Source organism: Natronococcus sp. A-GB1 (assembly GCF_029688845.1).
Classification (GTDB): Archaea; Halobacteriota; Halobacteria; order Halobacteriales; family Natrialbaceae; genus Natronococcus.
Genome location: NZ_JARUKW010000036.1, coordinates 1 through 15726, shown reverse-complemented (window position 1 = coordinate 15726; position 15726 = coordinate 1). Strand labels below are relative to the sequence as shown.

Below are 15726 nucleotides of genomic sequence, written 5' to 3'. Positions count from 1 at the left end.
CCCAGAACAAACGTAATCGGTGCAATCACGAACACCAGCAGAAACACAGCCTCTCCCAACGGTTTCTGAGCGGCCCTGATCGCCTCCGCTGGCGATCGTTCTCGATACGACTGATCAGCAAAAAACTGTCGCCAGACGCGTGTTGCGTGGGTGATGCAGATAGCGAGCACCGCGAGGCCGGCCGACGAGGAAAGCAACAAGAGGATGCTTTGCTCTACAAACTCAACGATTGCTATAAATATGAAAAACAGATATAACAACGATGCGAGGAACTGTTTCGCGGCCACCCCAATGTTTCGTCTATACACTGGCGGGAGAAATGGGAGTATCCGGATTGGGCTCGGTTCTCGATTCCATTTCTCCGCATCTCGGTCGTCGATCGGTTGGGCAGCGAACAACGCTGCAACGGTGAATAAAAAAATTAATGACTGCGATTTCGACCACATAGATCAATAGGACTTCGAACACATTCCATTGGAAAACGATGATTCCGACAACGAGAAACAAGTGTGTGATAATTGGCGGCAGATAGTCGCTAGCGAGGCCAAACCGACCGGACAATGCCTTCCTGACCCTGCTGTACATCTTGTGGTCGTCCCTCCCTATCAGCTGTTATTTAATCATCCAATACACTTGCTACTCGGATGGGTCTCGGACAGCTGCGCCCGGTACTTTGTTTTCAGATTCTGACCACTTTTTTGCCTCATATCTGACTGAGATTGGTGTCACATTCGCGTCCTGTATCTTGCACGCCTCGCTCAACCTATGCTTCAAGTATCACAAATGGTGTGCACATCCAGAGGGTGAGTGTAGCACAAAATACCGATTTCACACAGGTGCCGGATCAGATGTTCGATTGAGCCTGTTTTTGAACAGGAAGCTTATGATATGCTCACTCAACTGTCGACTAATGACCGAGTTGCCGTGGTGGGCGACCGCAGTGGCAAAAACGGTTATCACTCTCTTCTTCCTTGCCGGAGCGGGGGTCTTTTGGATTCTCACGGGAATGGCTCGTGACCCACAAGCTGGTGGATCAGTACCAGTGCTGCTCGGAGCGACGGTAGTTCTCGGAGTATTGGGACTGATTGGACTAATCTCTCTCGGGTTTGATCTCCGTCAATTGGTGTCTGAATAGACTGTGCACCCGTTCGCACGCTCCGTGGAATCTTCGGTTCCGCGCTCCGCTCCCGTCGACCAGCGCGCCACTGTGTCGTGACCCACTTGGCACATCGCTCGCGCTCGGTTCTCGAACCCGACGGCCCAGCCGAACCAACAACCCGTATTACCCGTTCCCGCCAACCCTCGAGCATGCAGATCGATACCTTCGGCCTCGAGCGCTGGTTCGCCGAGTACGAACACGAGGCCGACATCATGCTCGCGGAAAGCGGCGTTCGCAGCCTCTCGACGGATCGCTTCGACACCGATCCCGGGGAACTGGGGTACGTGATCCCGACGAACGGCGATCCCGACCTTCGAGCACGGATCGCGGATCGCTACGACCGCGAGGCCGACGAGGTCCTCTGTACGTGTGGCACCCAGGAGGCGAACTTCTTGGCGTTTCTCTCGGTGCTGCAGGAGCCGACGCTCGGCGCCGACGGCGCCTCGCCGTCCGGCTCCGCGTCGCGGAGCCCGCATGCCATCGTCGTCACCCCGACCTACCAGGCGCTGCACGCCGTCCCTGACGCCATCGGGGAGGTGACTCGAGTCCCCCTCGAGCCGCCGTCCTGGAAGCTCGACGTCGACGCCGTCGCCGACGTGATCCGCCCCGAGACGAAACTAATCGTCCTGAACAATCCGAACAACCCCACCGGTAGGTACCACCCGCTCGAGAAGGTGGAGGCGCTGTACGACCTCGCGGCCGACAACGACGCCTACCTACTCTGTGACGAAGTCTACAGGCTCCTCGCCGAGGATCCGCTACCGCCCGTCGCGAGCCTCGGCCCGCGCGGCCTCTCGACCGCCAGCCTGTCGAAATCGTACGGGCTCGCCGGCCTGCGCTTCGGCTGGCTGGTCGGAAACGAGGAACTGCTCGAGACGGCCTGGAACTGGAAGGACTACACGACGATTTCGCCGTCGATCTTCGGCCAGCACGTCGCGACACAGGCCCTCGAGCAGGAAGACGAGATCCTCGCGGCAAACCGCGACCTCGTGGCCGATCACCGCAATCGAGTGCAGGAATTCCTCGAGAAACACGGCCTCGAGTGGTACGACCCCGTCGGCGTCAACGGCTTCGTGACCGTTCCCAAGGGCTTCGAGCACGGCAAGGCGTTCTGTCGAGCAGTCCTCGAGGAAGGCGTCGTCCTCGCGCCGGGGGAGTTCTTCGGCCACCCGGACCGGTTCCGGATCGGGTTCGGGTTGCCGACCGAGGAGCTCGAGGAAGGGTTGCGTCGGATCGAACGAGTGCTCGAGTAGCGCCCGACGAGCCCGGTACACGGCGCCACCGTTCCGGTTACGACCGACACGGCTGCCACAGCGCCGCGACGGACTCGGCGTCGCCGTCGGCGCGCTCGACGTCCCGTCGAAGATCGAACGCCAGGTAGCGGTCGTCCTCGAGCAATTTCTCGGCCAACTCCACTGGCACCGTCACTCGCCGACACTCTCCCGAGACCAGCAGCCCGTCGGGGCCGAACGTGAACTCGATATCGTACTGTGCGACGTGCTCGTCGTGGTCCTCGATCACTGGATGTATCGCCTCGAGTGCGCTCGCGACGTATTCGAACACCATCTCCATCCCCGGCGCGTCGGTTGTCCCGAGCTCGATTCGGATTTGCGGCGCGTACACCGGTTCGGCGCCGCGTTTTTCCACGACCGCGAGCCGACGAACCCTTGGCGCGTGCTTGAGGTGCGAGCCCGTTTCCGGTCCCATCGAGTCAGCGAGTCGGTCGTCGATCGCCGCCTCGAGCGGGGAGCGACGCCGTGATCGAGCGATTCGGACGATCAACACGGCGGCGACGAGGGCGACGACGAGCAGCGACGCCGCGAGCACGGTTCGCATCGTCGGCCCGTTCGCCTCCATCCCCCGAGGCGTTTTCGCTCCGAATCGGATCGGACGAACCTGCGCGAACGGGCCGTGGTATCGGGTTCCACCCCTTCGAGCGGCCATTCCAAACGGTTTATGGCCGTCGGTTGATTATCCGGCGACATGGCGAAACAGCAGCAAGAGGTTCGCGATCTCCAGGAAGGAAGCTACGTCGTCATCGACGACGCGGCCTGTAAGATCAACTCGTACTCGACGGCCAAGCCCGGCAAACACGGCAGCGCCAAGGCCCGTATCGAGGCCGAGGGCGTCTTCGACGGGAAGAAGCGCTCGCTCTCCCAGCCCGTCGACGCGAAGATCTGGGTCCCGATCGTCGAGCGAAAGCAGGGCCAGGTCGTCTCCGTCGACGGCTCGGACATGCAGGTGATGGACCTCGAGACCTACGAGACGATGACGATGCGCGTTCCCGACGACCAGGACGTCTCCCCCGACGAGAACATCGAGTTCCTCGAGATGGAAGATCAGCGGAAGATTATCTAATGTTCCCCGGGGCGACCGACGAGCGCGAGCGAGCCGACGCGACGGGAGGGCCCGATCGCTCGGACGCGAACTTCGTGGTCGTCGGCGCGCCCCTGGACGCCTCGACGACCTTTCAGCCGGGGACCCGCTTCGGTCCCCGCCGCATCCGCCACTTTTCGGAGACGTTCGACGACTACGACCACCGGACGGACCGGTACTTCTCGGAGCTGGGCGTCGTCGACCACGGCGACGTTCGCCCGTGGGACGACGTCGACGAGTACCTCGAGTGGCTCGAGGGAGCGGTCCGAGACGTCGTCTGGGACGACGCAGTCCCGCTTGTACTGGGCGGCGAGCACACCGTCACGCTCGCGGGCGCCCGCGCCGTCGAGCCAGAGACACTGGTCGTCCTCGACGCCCACCTCGACCTCCGCGAGGAGTACGACGGCAACCGGCTCTCCCATGCCTGCGTCACCCGACGGATCCTCGAGGGCGTCGAGCGCGTCGAGGAGGCCGTCGTCCTCGGGGCCAGAACCGGCAGCGAGGAGGAGTGGGACCGGGCAAGCGAGGCCGACGTCACCGTGGTCCCGCCCGAGGACGTTGCCGACTGGGAGCCCGACCCGGCGCTGCTCGAGCGAGAGCTCTACTGCAGCGTCGATATCGACGCCGCCGATCCGGGCTACGCGCCGGGAACGGGAACCAAGGAGCCGTTCGGCCTCGAGCCGCGCGAGATGCGCGACGTCGTCCGCACCCTCGCACCCGCGGCGACGGGGTTCGACGTCGTCGAGGTCAACGACCGCGACGACGGACAGGCCGCGGCGCTGGCCGGAAAGCTCGTTCGCGAGTTCGTCTACGCCGGTTCGGGGCCCTCGTAGCCGATCGACTCGACCCGCCGTCGGTCACCGACCTCGGGGATCCGACCATACTGGTAAGGGAGGAGGGTTGAACCGCTCGTCGCCTACCGTCGAGTATACCAGAGTCGGAAGCGAACGACGCGGACCTATCGGCTGTTTGGCACCTCCTTTCGGATCCACGACGTCGATGCGTCCTCGAGCAGTTGTACTCGACCGAGCGAACGACGCTCGCGGCACTCGCTCGCAGGATCGAATCGAGAACCGAGGCCAGTCGATCCGACGGCGAGACGGGGACGTCGGCGAGTCGCCGCCGAATCGAGATCGCGCTCGCACACGACCATCTCCCGCGGCTCGCAGACCACGGCGTGATCGCGTACGATCCGTCGACACTCGAGGTCGTCCTGACAGCCGACCCCGAGACTCGCCGGCTGCTCGAGGGGGTTCTCGAATCCGACGCGGCGGTTCGGTGAACTAGAACGGCGACTCGAGGTACGCCTTCGGCACCGCGTTGCGCGCGGTCACCAGCGGGTCGACGACCTGACTGATCTCGAGGCCGCCGATCAGACTCGAGAGCATGTAGGCGTCGGTCGCGTCCCAGCCGTGTTCGGCCGCGAGCAGTTCGACTGCATCGCGATTTGCTAGCTTGCAGGCCTCCTCGAGCGTCTCGGCGCTGGCAAGCGTCTTCCAGGCGTCGGCCGTCTCGACCAGCGGTCGCTCGAGGCCCGGATCGGGATCGGAGACCACCTCGAGGGTGACGTCGATCTCGGTGGCGATCTCCGCGCCGGTGCCGCACATCTCGCCGTCGGCCATCGCCGCCTTACAGTCGCCCATCGCGAGCATCGCGCCCTCCTGGAACACCGGGAAGTAGGCGACGGAGCCCGCGGTCATGTCGGTCGTGTCGAGGTTCCCGCCGTGGTCGTGGGGGACCAGCGTCGTGTACGACTCCGAGTCGGTCGCGACCCCGATCGTTCCGATCACGGGCGCGACGTCGATCTCGAGGTCGCCGAACGCGAGGGTGTCGCCCTCGACCGACAGCAACCGGGTTCTCGGCGACTCGATCCCCTCCTCGCCGTCGAGCAGGCCGAACCCGCCGATGGTGATCACGCGGCCCTGCTCCTCGGTGAGACGGATCTCCTCGATCTCGACCCGGAGGACGTCGCCGGGTTCGGCTCCCTCGACCGCGATCGGTCCCGTCGCGGCGTTGACCTGTGAGGGGATCGACTCGATCACGTCCGCCTCGGTCCGGATCGTCCCGTCCAGGCTGTCCCTCGTCTCGATCGTCAGCTCGGCACCGGGCTCGACGGTCGTTACCGCCTCGAGGTCGGGGCTGAACTCGTACACTACACCGTCGTCGTACGTGACTTGTTCACGTTGCATACACTACCTGTTCGAACGGGGAGATCGTAAAACGGTCCATCGGGTCGACCACTGGGGGACACCCGTCGGATATATATGGTCGGAGATCGGAGTCAGAGCTAATGCCAACCGGAACGGTCGACTTCTTCAACGACACTGGCGGCTACGGCTTCATCGAAACCGACGAGATCGACGACGACGTCTTCTTCCACATGGAGGACGTCGGCGGCCCGGACCTCGAGGAGGGCCAGGAGGTCGAGTTCGAGATCGAACAGGCGGACAAGGGTCCGCGCGCGAAGAACCTCACGCGCCTCTGATCGGATTCGATCCAGCGCTTCGGTCTGTGACGGCGAGACGTACGAATAGTGGACGGCGAGCGATGGGTTCTCAGCGGCTTACGGGTTTTCTTTGATGAATCCCGACGACATCCACGACCGATGGGCGGAGCGAACGGGCGCGTACTCACCGGCGTACTACGCTCACTACGGTCCCAACGAGACGAGCGAACTGCTCGGGGCGATCATCGACCGCGTCGTCGGTCCCGACGCCGCCGTCCTCGAACTGGGCTGTAGCTCGGGGCGCCACCTCGCACATCTCCACGACCACGGGTACGACGACCTCCACGGCGTCGACATCAACGAGTCGGCGTTCGAGGTGATGGAACGGGTCTACCCCGACCTCGCCGCGACGGGGGCGTTCACCCACGGCTCGCTCGAGGAGTTCGTTCGCGACCACGAGGCGAACCGGTTCGACGTCGTCTACGCGGTCCAGACGCTCCAGCACCTCCCACCCGAGGCCGAGTGGGTGTTCGACGAGCTGGTACGGCTGACCGACTCGCTTCTCGTCACGGCCGAGACCGATTCCGACGAATCGACGGCCGACGCCGCGTCGTCCACCGACGACATCAGCGATTCCGGCTCGGCGGTGACCGACGTCCGTGACGTCGACGGCGTTCCCCTGTATGTCCGCGACTGGTCGCGGGTGTTCGCCGACCGTGGCTGGGTCGAACTCGAGGACGAGGCGGCCGTCCTCGACTACCACACGTTCAGGGCGTTTCGCCCGCCAGCGGAGTAGCCCGCCGAACGGGGACGAGAGATCGGGCCGTCCGTATAAAAGCGGCCTTGCGAGCGCACTGGATAGCTTCATACCCGCAACGGTCGAGAGCGTTCCCTTGCCTATGGTTCTCGCATCTCGAGTCCGAGCGGGGGGAGATCGTCGCAGTGCGACCACGACGGCACACTCGCCCGGAGGTGGTCGACAGATCGGCTCGAGCCGTCCGAGCGGGCGACGGCGCGACCGGGGACGGGGACGAGAACCGACGAGCGGCCGTTTCGGAGGTGGGATCGAGTGAGCGACCTTCCGCCACAGACGAGCGTCAGGCGGTGGCTCGTCACGACCAACCACAAGGACGTCGGGATCCTCTATCTGGTGACGGCGCTGTTCTTTCTGGTAGTGGGCGGCGTCCTGGCGCTGCTGTTCCGAGCGCACCTCTGGGAGAGCGGCGGCACCGGGCTGCTGACGGAGAACCAGTTCAACCAGGCGGTCTCGACCCACGGGCTGTTGATGGTGTTCTGGTTCCTCTCGCCGATCGCGTCCGGCTTCGCGAACTACCTCGTCCCGCTACAGATCGGCGCGAAGGACCTTGCCTTTCCGCGCCTGAACGCGCTGAGCTACTGGTTTTACCTGTTCTCAGGAATCCTGTTTGGCATCTCCTTTTTCCAGGGAAGTTCCTTCGCGGGCGGCTGGACGATGTACGCGCCGCTGAACGTCCCGATGTACACGCCCGCACTCGAGGCGACGACCGGCGGTAACGGCGCCGTGCTCGCGCTGATCCTGTTCGTGCTCTCGATCACGCTCGGGTCGGTGAACTTCATCACGACGATCCACCGTTCGCGGGCGGAAGGGCTCGGCCTGTGGAACATGCCGATGTTCACCTGGACGTGGCTGCTGACCGTCTGGATGATGCTCTTTGCGTTCGCGGCGCTGCTGGCCGCGTTGCTGTTGCAGACGTCCGATCGGATCCTGTTGACCCAGTACTTCGCGACCGATCAGGGGTCGGGACTACTGTGGGCGCACCTGTTCTGGTTCTTCGGGCACCCGGAGGTGTACATCGTCTTCTTCCCCGCGCTGGGGATCATGCTCGAGGTGTTCCAGACCTTCACCGGACGCCGGCTCGTCGGCCGCAAGTGGGTCATCATCTCGATGGTCCTCGTCGCGGTCCAGTCGTTCCTCGTCTGGATGCACCACATGTTTCTGACGACGATCAACTTGGAGATCAAGACGCTGATGATGGCGACGACGATCGGGATCTCGCTGCCGTTCGACCTGATCGTCTTCGCGCTGATCTACACGATGATCAAGGGACGCGTGCGGATGACGACGCCGTTTCTGTTCGCGCTGGGGGCGCTGGTTCTCTTTATCCTCGGGGGCATTACGGGCGTGTTCCTCGGTGCCGTCGTGCTCGACTACGAGTTCCGGGGCACCTACTGGGTCGTCGCGCACTTCCACTACGTGATGGCCTCCGGTGTCACCGCGCTCGTCGGCGGCCTCTACTACTGGTGGCCGAAGCTCACCGGGCGGATGTACTCGGAGACGCTCGGCAAGCTCAACTTCGCGGTCTACTTCGTCGGCTTCAACCTGCTTTACTTCCCGCAGTTTCTCGCCTGGGAGACGCCCCGGCGTGTCTTTCACTACGCCGAGGGTGCCCAGTTCTACCACCAGCTCTCGACGGTCGGCGCGTTCGTTTTCGGCGCGTCGTTCCTGATCCTTTTCGGGGCGCTCGCCCACAGTCTCGTTGCGGGTCCACGAGCGCCCGAAAACCCCTGGGAGTTCTCCCGCACCGCCGAGTGGGCGATCGCCTCGCCCCCGCCGCTCGAGAACTGGGACGGCCGCCCCAGCTACGCCACGGGCTCCCTCGAGTTCGTCGAGGACTCGCCGGCCCAAGCCGACGGCGGCGTCGCATACGGGAATCGAACCCCCTCCGGGGCCACTGGGGGCGGGGAACACGCCGATCACGCCAGCATCTGGCCACTCGGGGTCGGGTTCGGTACGTTCGTTTTCTTTCTCGGCCTGACGGGGATCACGCCGTACACGATCGACTTCGCCGAGGGAACCGGCGTTCCGCCCGAGGCGCTCGTCGGGACGGCAGCCGAGCAGAGCATCCTGTACCCGATACTGACCGTGCTGGGCGTGGTGATCATGGGGTACACGCTGTTCGAGTTCGGCCGCGAGCGGTTCGTCGTCCCCGAGATGGCCATCGCCGAGCGCTGGCCGTTCGAGGGCGTCGGCAGCACGAAGTTCGGCGTCTGGGTGTTCCTAGCCTCCGACGTCGTCGTCTTCGGCGCGATCATCGGCGCCTACGTCTTCATGCGCCTCCACGCAGGCTGGGGCGAGTGGACGACCGTTCCGTTCGCCTCCTGGCCCGGCCTGCTGAACACGTACATCCTGCTGACCTCGAGTTTCACAGTCGTGCTCGCGCTCGTGATGGCCGAACGAAAGAACAAGCGGGGTCTGCTCGCGACGCTGGGTGCGACCCTCGGGCTCGGACTGGCGTTCATGGGCGTCAAAAGCTACGAGTACAGCGTGAAGTTCGCCGACGGCGAGTACTGGTGGTACGGGCTCGAGTACTCGATCTACTACGTGACGACCGGGATGCACGCCCTGCACGTCATCTTCGGGCTGTTGATCGCCGGCTTCATGCTCTACCGGATCTGGTCGGTCGACGCCTACCTCGAGGACCACCGTCCGGTGGAGTTTTTCGGGCTCTACTGGCACTTCGTCGACATCGTCTGGGTCATTCTCTTCCCGCTGTTCTACCTGCTCTAGACCCGTCCGTCCGGCCGCGATCGCCCGATTCGGCGATCGAGCCCGAGACGTTCGTTTCTTTCGTAACGAACACGCTCCTCGTATTTCCATAGTGATTTGCTAACTCGGCACGTACCTTCGAACGTATGTTCGAAACGATCCTCCTCCCGACGGACGGCAGCGACCGGGCGGAGACGGCGGCGCCGTACGCCCTCGAGCTGGCCGAGCGGTTCGACGCGACGCTGCACCCGATGTACGTCGTCGATACGGACGCGATGAGCCACGCGCTCGGTCCCGAACAGGTCGATCGGATCGGCGCCGGACAGTTCGCCGAGATGACCGAACTCCACGAGCGGGCGGCCGCCGCCGTCGACGGGGTCCGCGAGTACGTCGGCCGAGCCGACGTCACGGTCGACCCCGTGATCGAGGCAGGGGTCCCCCGAACGGTAATCACCCGGTTTGCCGAGGAGAACAACGTCGACCTCATCGTGATGACGTCGCAAGGTCGCGGCGGCGTCCGGCGCGCCCTGTTCGGAAGCGTCACCGAGGACGTCGCCCGCGAGACGAACGTCCCTGTACTAGTGATCGACGCGGACGACAGGCGCCGGGACCGGGCGGAGCCGGAACCCGAACTCGCCTGAGCGAGATCGCAAGGTTACAAGCGGTCGGCGGCGTAACAGCCGGCTATGTCTCTCGAGCTCTCGACGTTCGCGGATCGACTCGACGAGCGGCTGTGTACCGACGACTACGCTGACCTCGACGCCAGCGCGAACGGCCTGCAGGTCGGCCCCAGCGAGGGGACCGTCGAACACGTCGCGTTCGCCGTCGACGGCGCCGTCGAAACGTTCGAGCGCGCCGCTGAGGCCGGCGCGGACGCGATCGTCGTCCACCACGGGCTCTCCTGGGGCGGGTTCGACCGGGTAACGGAACGAACCTACGATCGGCTCGAGCCCCTCTTCGAGCACGACCTCGCGCTGTACGTCTCTCATCTCCCGCTGGACGGCCACCAGGAGCTGGGCAACGCCGCGGGCGTCGCCGACGTCCTCGGACTCGAGGGCCGGGAGCCGTTCGGCGAGCTCGGCCCCAAGCACATCGGGCAGCGTGGCACCGCTCCGGACGCCTGCGCGCCCGACGAGCTCGCGGAGCGACTCGAGTCGGAACTCGAGACCGACGGCCGACCCGTTCGGCTGCTCGAGTTCGGCCCAGACGAGATCGAGGACGTCGCGGTCGTCACCGGCAGCGGCGTCGACTGGCTCGACGAGGCCGTCGAGGCCGGCGCGGACGCGCTCGTCACGGGCGAGGGGAAACAGCAGGTCTACCACGAGGCCAGAGAGGCGGGGATCCACGTCGTGCTCGCCGGCCACTACGCGACCGAGACGTTCGGGGTTCGGACGCTGCAGGAACTCGTCGAGGAGTGGGGACTCGAGACGACGTTCCTCGAGGCACCGACCGGGCTGTAGGCTGTCGTTGACGACGGATACGGGTGCGTACGCTACCGGCACGAGACGTAACGGCGCCGTACTGATGCTCGGCGACCGAACTGAAGCCGTCGATGCTCGACCGTTCGTGGCGCTCGACCGTCTCGTTCGTTTCGACCGCGCCCTTGGAGAGGGGTGAGAGACCAGCCCGTGACGGCGGTCGAATCGGTCGCTCGAGCCGCGCTGTTGGCTCCCGTGAACTGCCCTGCAGCCCGTCGATAACAATGGTCGTTGCGCAGGAAGGGGCTCTTACTCTCGGGATTGACCCGGGGAACTAACCAATGACACAAGAGCTCCCTTCCAGACGAGAGTGGTTGCGAAGGGTCACCGTTACCGCTGCGGTGATCGGTGGCGCATCGGGTAGCGTGGTCGCCAGTAGTAGCGCGGAGACGGCGACCGACGGGGGCGTCGACCCCACGTGTGCAGAGTCGGGTCCCGCCGACGTTCGGCTCGTCCCCGCCTGTACGGACGACGGTCTGGCCGTCTTCTGCGTGAGCAACGACGGGACGCGTCCGGCCTCCCTCGAGTGGCGGCCCGTCGAGCCGCCCGAGGAACGCATCGAGTTTGTCGACTGCCAGACCGTACGCGTCGTCGGCGAGTTCGTCGACGTGATCGTCGGTGCGACGTTCGTCGCCGCGGACGGCCAGATCGGCAACCTCTTCGAACCGTTTGGCGGCGTCGATGGCGTCCGAACGTTCGACGTCCGCGAACTCGAGGGCGTCCCCGACGACGCGATCATCGACGGCGTCGAGGCGTTCCGCGACGAGCCCGTGCTTCCGGGGGCGGGAGATCTCGCGGTCACGAACCCCGAGTTCGACGCCTGCCAGGAGGAGTTCTTCGGCGAGGTACTCGTCGAGAGCGGCTCGGACGGCGACGACGAAGATCCCGAGACCGAGGAGGACGCCGAAGCCGTCGAGGACGACTCGGTTGGTAAACTCGAGACGCTGACGGTAGGTCCCGGAGAGACGACGTGCTTCGCCGTCGAGGCACCGGACGGTCCCGTCGCCGTACAGCTCCTCCAGGACGGGGAGGTAATCGTCGAGCGCACCAGCGCCGCCGACGTTGCGTGTCCGCGGCCGATCTCGGCCGACGAGGTGGGATCGGTCGTCGCGTCCCCCGACGAGTTTGCCGACGACGGTTCGTGAGCGCTCGCGCGTCGACGGCGGTAACGATCCCGGCGGAGACGAGTCGCTGCAGTCGGTCGGCTTTGGTTCGGCCGGCCGAGTCGACCCCGCCGAGACCGCGGCGTTGAAAGCGCTGGCCCGCTGACTCGAGGACATGACAGACGAACACGACAGCGACGAGGATCACGACCACGAGCCCGAGCGCGAGACGTTCCAGCACGACCCCGTCGGCCACGCCGAGGCCCGCGCGGGGATGACGGTCGGCGAACTCGCAGACGAGTACGGCAACGCGGGCGTCGGCGCGGCGAGCCTCCACGAGGCCGTCGACGTCACCGAGGCGATGTTCGACGACGACGTGACTGTCTTCTTCGGCCTGGCCGGGGCGATGGTACCCACGGGGATGCGCCGGATCGTCGCCGACCTGATCCGGGACGGCTACATCGACGCGCTGATCACGACCGGGGCGAACCTCACCCACGACTCGATCGAGGCCATCGGTGGCAAGCACCACCACGGCTGCGTGCAGGCCGAAGGCAAAACGGAGCGCGAGCACGACGAGACGCTGCGCGACGAGGGGGTGGACCGGATTTACAACGTTTATCTCCCTCAGGAGTTCTTCGCGACGTTCGAATCGCACCTCCGCGAGGAGGTCTTCCCGGTGCTCGAGGAGGAGGCCGAGGAGTCGGGACCCGTCTCGATCGAACGCATGACCCGCGAACTGGGACGGGCTAACGCCGAGATCAACGAACGAGAGGACGTCGACGAGGGACCTGGCATCGCCGCCGCGGCCTACGAGAACGACGTCCCGATCTACTGTCCTGCGGTTCAGGACTCCGTCCTCGGGCTGCAGGCCTGGATGTACTCCCAGACGTCGCCGTTCTCGCTGGACGCCCTCGCGGACATGACCGCGCTGACCGACCTCGCGTTCGAGGCCGAGGAGGCCGGCGCCTTCGTCGTCGGCGGCGGGGTGCCGAAGAACTTCACGCTCCAGACGATGCTGGTCGCGCCCGGCGCCTACGACTACGCCGTCCAGCTGACGATGGATCCCAAACAGACGGGCGGGCTCTCGGGGGCAACGCTCGAGGAGGCCCGCTCGTGGGGCAAACTCGAGAAGGATGCGGAGAACGTCTCGGTGTACGCCGACGCGACGATCACGCTGCCGCTGGTCGTGGCGGCGGCCCGGGAGCGCCTCGAGTAGCGAGCGAGTCGGCGGTTCGGCTGCGATCGGTCAGTACGTCCGGTAGCTCGCCGTGCCGACGTCGATCCGCACCAGTTCGTTCTCCTCGTAGGCGTCGCTGGGGGCGCCGTACTTCTCGTTGATCCGGCGTCTGGCTTCGTCGGTCTCCGCTTCGTCCTCGACGATGGTCGCGGTGCCGAGCAGCGTCACCATCCACTGCGTGTCGCCGCCGTCGTCGGCCTGGATCGACAGCGCGACCTTCGGGTTCTCGCGGACGTTCTCGAGCTTTCGGCCTGTCGTGACGATCTCGACCGTGTCGTCCTCGTAGCGAAACCAGACGGGCGCGGCGTGGGGGCGGCCGTCGGCGCAGGTGGCGAAGTGGGCCATCACCGGTTCGTTCTCGAGCAGTCGTTCGGCTTCGGGTGGAACCGTCGTCACGGCTTGACGTTGAGCGCGGACCCGCAAAAACGACCGCCGCGCGGCTGCCGGACTCAGACCGTCGCCCGGAGCCGACCCGCGTCGAGGGTGGCGTAGTGGAACAGCGTCCCCGTCAGCCCGCTGTCGGCGATCCGCCGACCGGAGTTCTCGACGAGCACCGAATCGTGGTAGCCCGTCGGCAGTTGGCGACCGAGCGAGCGGCTGAACGCCGTGTCCTCGTTCGGCACTTCCGGGAAGCCACCCGTTTCGAGGAAGGCCTCCCGGTGGACGAAGAAGTTGAACCCGGGGAGAATCGGGCGCTCGAGGTGGGGAAAGACGTGGTTGATCGTCCCCTCCATCAGCTTCGCCCGCAGGGGCCCGGTTATCCGGCAGCCCGAGCTGCCGGCCGCGAGGTCCTCGCGCTCGACGAAGCCGAGCAGCTCGGTCAGGTAGCTCGGCCGAACGCGGGTGTCGGCGTCGATAAAGGCCAGCCATTCGCCCTCGGCCGCCTCGCCGCCGAGGTTCCGGCCCGCGGCGATGCTCGAGCCCGCGCCCTCGAGCACGGTCGCGTCGTGCGCTCGGGCGACGTCGGCGGTGGCGTCGCTCGAGGCGCCGTCGACGACGATCACCTCGTACTCGTAGTCGGTCTCGAGGGCCGCGATGCTCTCGAGACAGTCGGCGAGGTAGTCGGCCTCGTCTCTCGCGGGTACGACGAAACTCACGTCCGGTGTGGCTGCCATCCGTGTTCTCGAGTGCGCTACCCTCGAGTATAACAGGCGGGCGGGCAGGTGCCGACAGTCGAGTCGCAGATCGCGGCGATACTCGGTAGATCATGAACGTTTATTATGGTTCGGTCTGAAGGGTGGCGTACAGATGTCGGTCGTACCCGTACACCCCCTCGCCTGATTCTCCAACGACAGCATCGCCTTCCGACGACGCGACCCTTCGACCGACAATGAGCACGCACCCACACTACGCCCGACCCGAACCGACTCCCGACCAGCCGACGACCGAGACGCCGCCGACGCGCTCGACGGCCGAGCCCTCCTCGCCCGCGGCGAGCGACCGCGCCCCGGCGACGTTCTCGAGGACACAACGCGACCGCCTGCAGAATCTCATCGACGAGTGGAACACCGCCTTCGCGGCGGACGGCTCCAAGACGAACTGAGAACACAGCAGGGATCCAAACCGTCTTTTGGCTCTCGAGCGTAGCCCCGCACGGCCGATGACGACCCACTCGCTCCGAGCCGGACTCGGCACCCGGTCGTGACGAGCCCTATGAGTGCCGAGGCCCCGTTTCTGACGGTGGACGCTGTCTCTGGGTACATCTGATCGTAGCCACAGTAGACATAAAGTCCCAATTAGGGTGTCGCCGATTCGAAATCCGAACTGACGAGCATCGTAGTCAGACCGAGTGTATATTCACACCAGTTGTATGTCTGTTCACATTTTATCAGAGACCGACAGGGAAGATTGTCCGTGCAGCAGTCGGAAAAGTTCGTGTCCAGTCCCTAGCTTGGAGAATTCTCTATGAGCAAGTGTGGTGCCTCGGTGTTGATCCTGGATCATCTTGAGAACGAGGTGAATCGGCAACGAAATATAAAATGGTTATCTAGCGTCGATAAGACGGGTAACTAGTAACCAAAAAGAGTTCATATATTGGATAATATACAATATCCTTTTGCGTACCCGGCCAAAGACGGTACCGATGAGCTCCGAACAAGACCACCTCCAGCAGACCAACACGGAAGAACGGTTCGAGTTCAAAAACGAACACGAAGCCGCGCTCGCTGTCGAAAAGGGTCTCAACGAAGAGACGATCCGACTGATCTCCGAGGATAAAGACGAACCCGACTGGATGCTCGAACGCCGGCTGCGCGCGCTCAAGCAGTACCAGAACATGCCGATGCCGACGGATTGGCCCGGCCAGCCGGACTTGTCGGAGGTGGACGTCGGCGAAATCGTCCCCTACATTCGGCCGGACGTCGAAATGCGCGAGGGGACGAACGACTGGGAAAACTTG

The 15726-nt window shown here is 64.8% G+C and carries 17 protein-coding genes and 2 pseudogenes; 14 read left to right on the top strand and 5 right to left on the bottom strand.

Translation table 11 applies throughout. From position 1 onward, the window contains the following. Positions 1-287, bottom strand: a pseudogene (locus QA600_RS22300) (hypothetical protein); the annotation flags it as partial. A gap of 1021 nt (positions 288-1308) precedes the next feature. Between QA600_RS22300 and QA600_RS22295 the strand changes: the two are divergent. After that, positions 1309-2412 carry an aminotransferase class I/II-fold pyridoxal phosphate-dependent enzyme gene (locus tag QA600_RS22295; protein WP_278294135.1) on the top strand — a complete coding sequence of 368 codons (1104 nt, stop codon included), beginning with the start codon at positions 1309-1311 and terminating at the stop codon, positions 2410-2412. A gap of 37 nt (positions 2413-2449) precedes the next feature. On the opposite strand, the gene QA600_RS22290 is transcribed toward QA600_RS22295, so the two are convergent. Then, positions 2450-3016 (bottom strand): hypothetical protein, encoded by a 567-nt coding sequence (locus QA600_RS22290; RefSeq protein WP_278294134.1) that lies wholly within the window; start codon positions 3014-3016, stop codon positions 2450-2452. A gap of 126 nt (positions 3017-3142) precedes the next feature. Between QA600_RS22290 and QA600_RS22285 the strand changes: the two genes are divergently transcribed. The 3 genes from QA600_RS22285 to QA600_RS22275 all read left to right on the top strand — a co-directional run bounded on the left by QA600_RS22285 (position 3143) and on the right by QA600_RS22275 (position 4817). Next, entirely contained in the window at positions 3143-3517 is a 375-nt protein-coding gene (locus QA600_RS22285; protein WP_278294133.1) for a translation initiation factor IF-5A, read from the top strand. Then, positions 3517-4368 (top strand): agmatinase, encoded by an 852-nt coding sequence (gene speB, locus QA600_RS22280; RefSeq protein WP_278294132.1) that lies wholly within the window; start codon positions 3517-3519, stop codon positions 4366-4368. Before QA600_RS22285 ends, speB begins: the two co-directional genes overlap by 1 nt. A 182-nt stretch (positions 4369-4550) precedes the next feature. Further along, a complete protein-coding gene (locus QA600_RS22275; RefSeq protein WP_278294131.1) occupies positions 4551-4817 on the top strand; it encodes a hypothetical protein in 267 nt (88 codons plus the stop codon). A 1-nt stretch (position 4818) separates the two neighbouring features. Here the strand turns inward: QA600_RS22275 and QA600_RS22270 are convergent, their stop codons facing one another. Continuing rightward, the gene (locus tag QA600_RS22270) at positions 4819-5724 is read right to left on the bottom strand and encodes an acetamidase/formamidase family protein (protein ID WP_278294130.1); all 906 of its coding nucleotides are present in this window, start codon (positions 5722-5724) and stop codon (positions 4819-4821) included. Positions 5725-5825: 101 nt separating this feature from the next. On the opposite strand from QA600_RS22270, the gene QA600_RS22265 reads away from it, so the two are divergent. From QA600_RS22265 to QA600_RS22230, 8 genes are all read left to right on the top strand, one after another. Next, positions 5826-6020, top strand: a complete 195-nt coding sequence (locus tag QA600_RS22265; protein ID WP_005556387.1) for a cold-shock protein — start codon at positions 5826-5828, stop codon at positions 6018-6020. A gap of 94 nt (positions 6021-6114) precedes the next feature. Continuing rightward, on the top strand, positions 6115-6777 hold the full coding sequence (locus tag QA600_RS22260) for a class I SAM-dependent methyltransferase (protein ID WP_278294129.1): 663 nt from the start codon (positions 6115-6117) through the stop codon (positions 6775-6777). Positions 6778-7050: 273 nt separating this feature from the next. Beyond that, on the top strand, positions 7051-9528 hold the full coding sequence (locus QA600_RS22255) for a cbb3-type cytochrome c oxidase subunit I (protein WP_278294128.1): 2478 nt from the start codon (positions 7051-7053) through the stop codon (positions 9526-9528). Between the two features lie 125 nt (positions 9529-9653). Then, entirely contained in the window at positions 9654-10148 is a 495-nt protein-coding gene (locus QA600_RS22250) for a universal stress protein (RefSeq protein ID WP_278294127.1), read from the top strand. 45 nt (positions 10149-10193) lie between these two features. Further along, positions 10194-10967 (top strand): Nif3-like dinuclear metal center hexameric protein, encoded by a 774-nt coding sequence (locus QA600_RS22245; protein ID WP_278294126.1) that lies wholly within the window; start codon positions 10194-10196, stop codon positions 10965-10967. 299 nt (positions 10968-11266) lie between these two features. Beyond that, positions 11267-12130, top strand: coding sequence for a hypothetical protein (locus QA600_RS22240; protein ID WP_278294125.1), 864 nt, complete (start codon positions 11267-11269; stop codon positions 12128-12130). Next, positions 12111-12254 carry a hypothetical protein gene (locus QA600_RS22235; RefSeq protein WP_278294124.1) on the top strand — a complete coding sequence of 48 codons (144 nt, stop codon included), beginning with the start codon at positions 12111-12113 and terminating at the stop codon, positions 12252-12254. Before QA600_RS22240 ends, QA600_RS22235 begins: the two co-directional genes overlap by 20 nt. Positions 12255-12263: 9 nt before the next feature. Then, positions 12264-13307, top strand: coding sequence for a deoxyhypusine synthase (locus QA600_RS22230; protein ID WP_278294123.1), 1044 nt, complete (start codon positions 12264-12266; stop codon positions 13305-13307). Positions 13308-13337: 30 nt separating this feature from the next. Here QA600_RS22230 and QA600_RS22225 read toward each other — a convergent pair whose 3' ends face one another. Continuing rightward, on the bottom strand, positions 13338-13724 hold the full coding sequence (locus tag QA600_RS22225; protein WP_005556400.1) for a pyridoxamine 5'-phosphate oxidase family protein: 387 nt from the start codon (positions 13722-13724) through the stop codon (positions 13338-13340). Between the two features lie 53 nt (positions 13725-13777). Beyond that, complete coding sequence (locus QA600_RS22220; RefSeq protein WP_278294122.1) at positions 13778-14443, bottom strand: glycosyltransferase; 666 nt, start codon at positions 14441-14443, stop codon at positions 13778-13780. Positions 14444-14658: 215 nt separating this feature from the next. On the opposite strand from QA600_RS22220, the gene QA600_RS22215 reads away from it, so the two are divergent. Together QA600_RS22215 and QA600_RS22210 are read left to right on the top strand one after the other, a co-directional pair. After that, positions 14659-14871 (top strand): hypothetical protein, encoded by a 213-nt coding sequence (locus QA600_RS22215; RefSeq protein WP_278294121.1) that lies wholly within the window; start codon positions 14659-14661, stop codon positions 14869-14871. Between the two features lie 540 nt (positions 14872-15411). Next, a pseudogene (locus QA600_RS22210) lies at positions 15412-15726 on the top strand (Fe-S cluster assembly protein SufB); the annotation flags it as partial.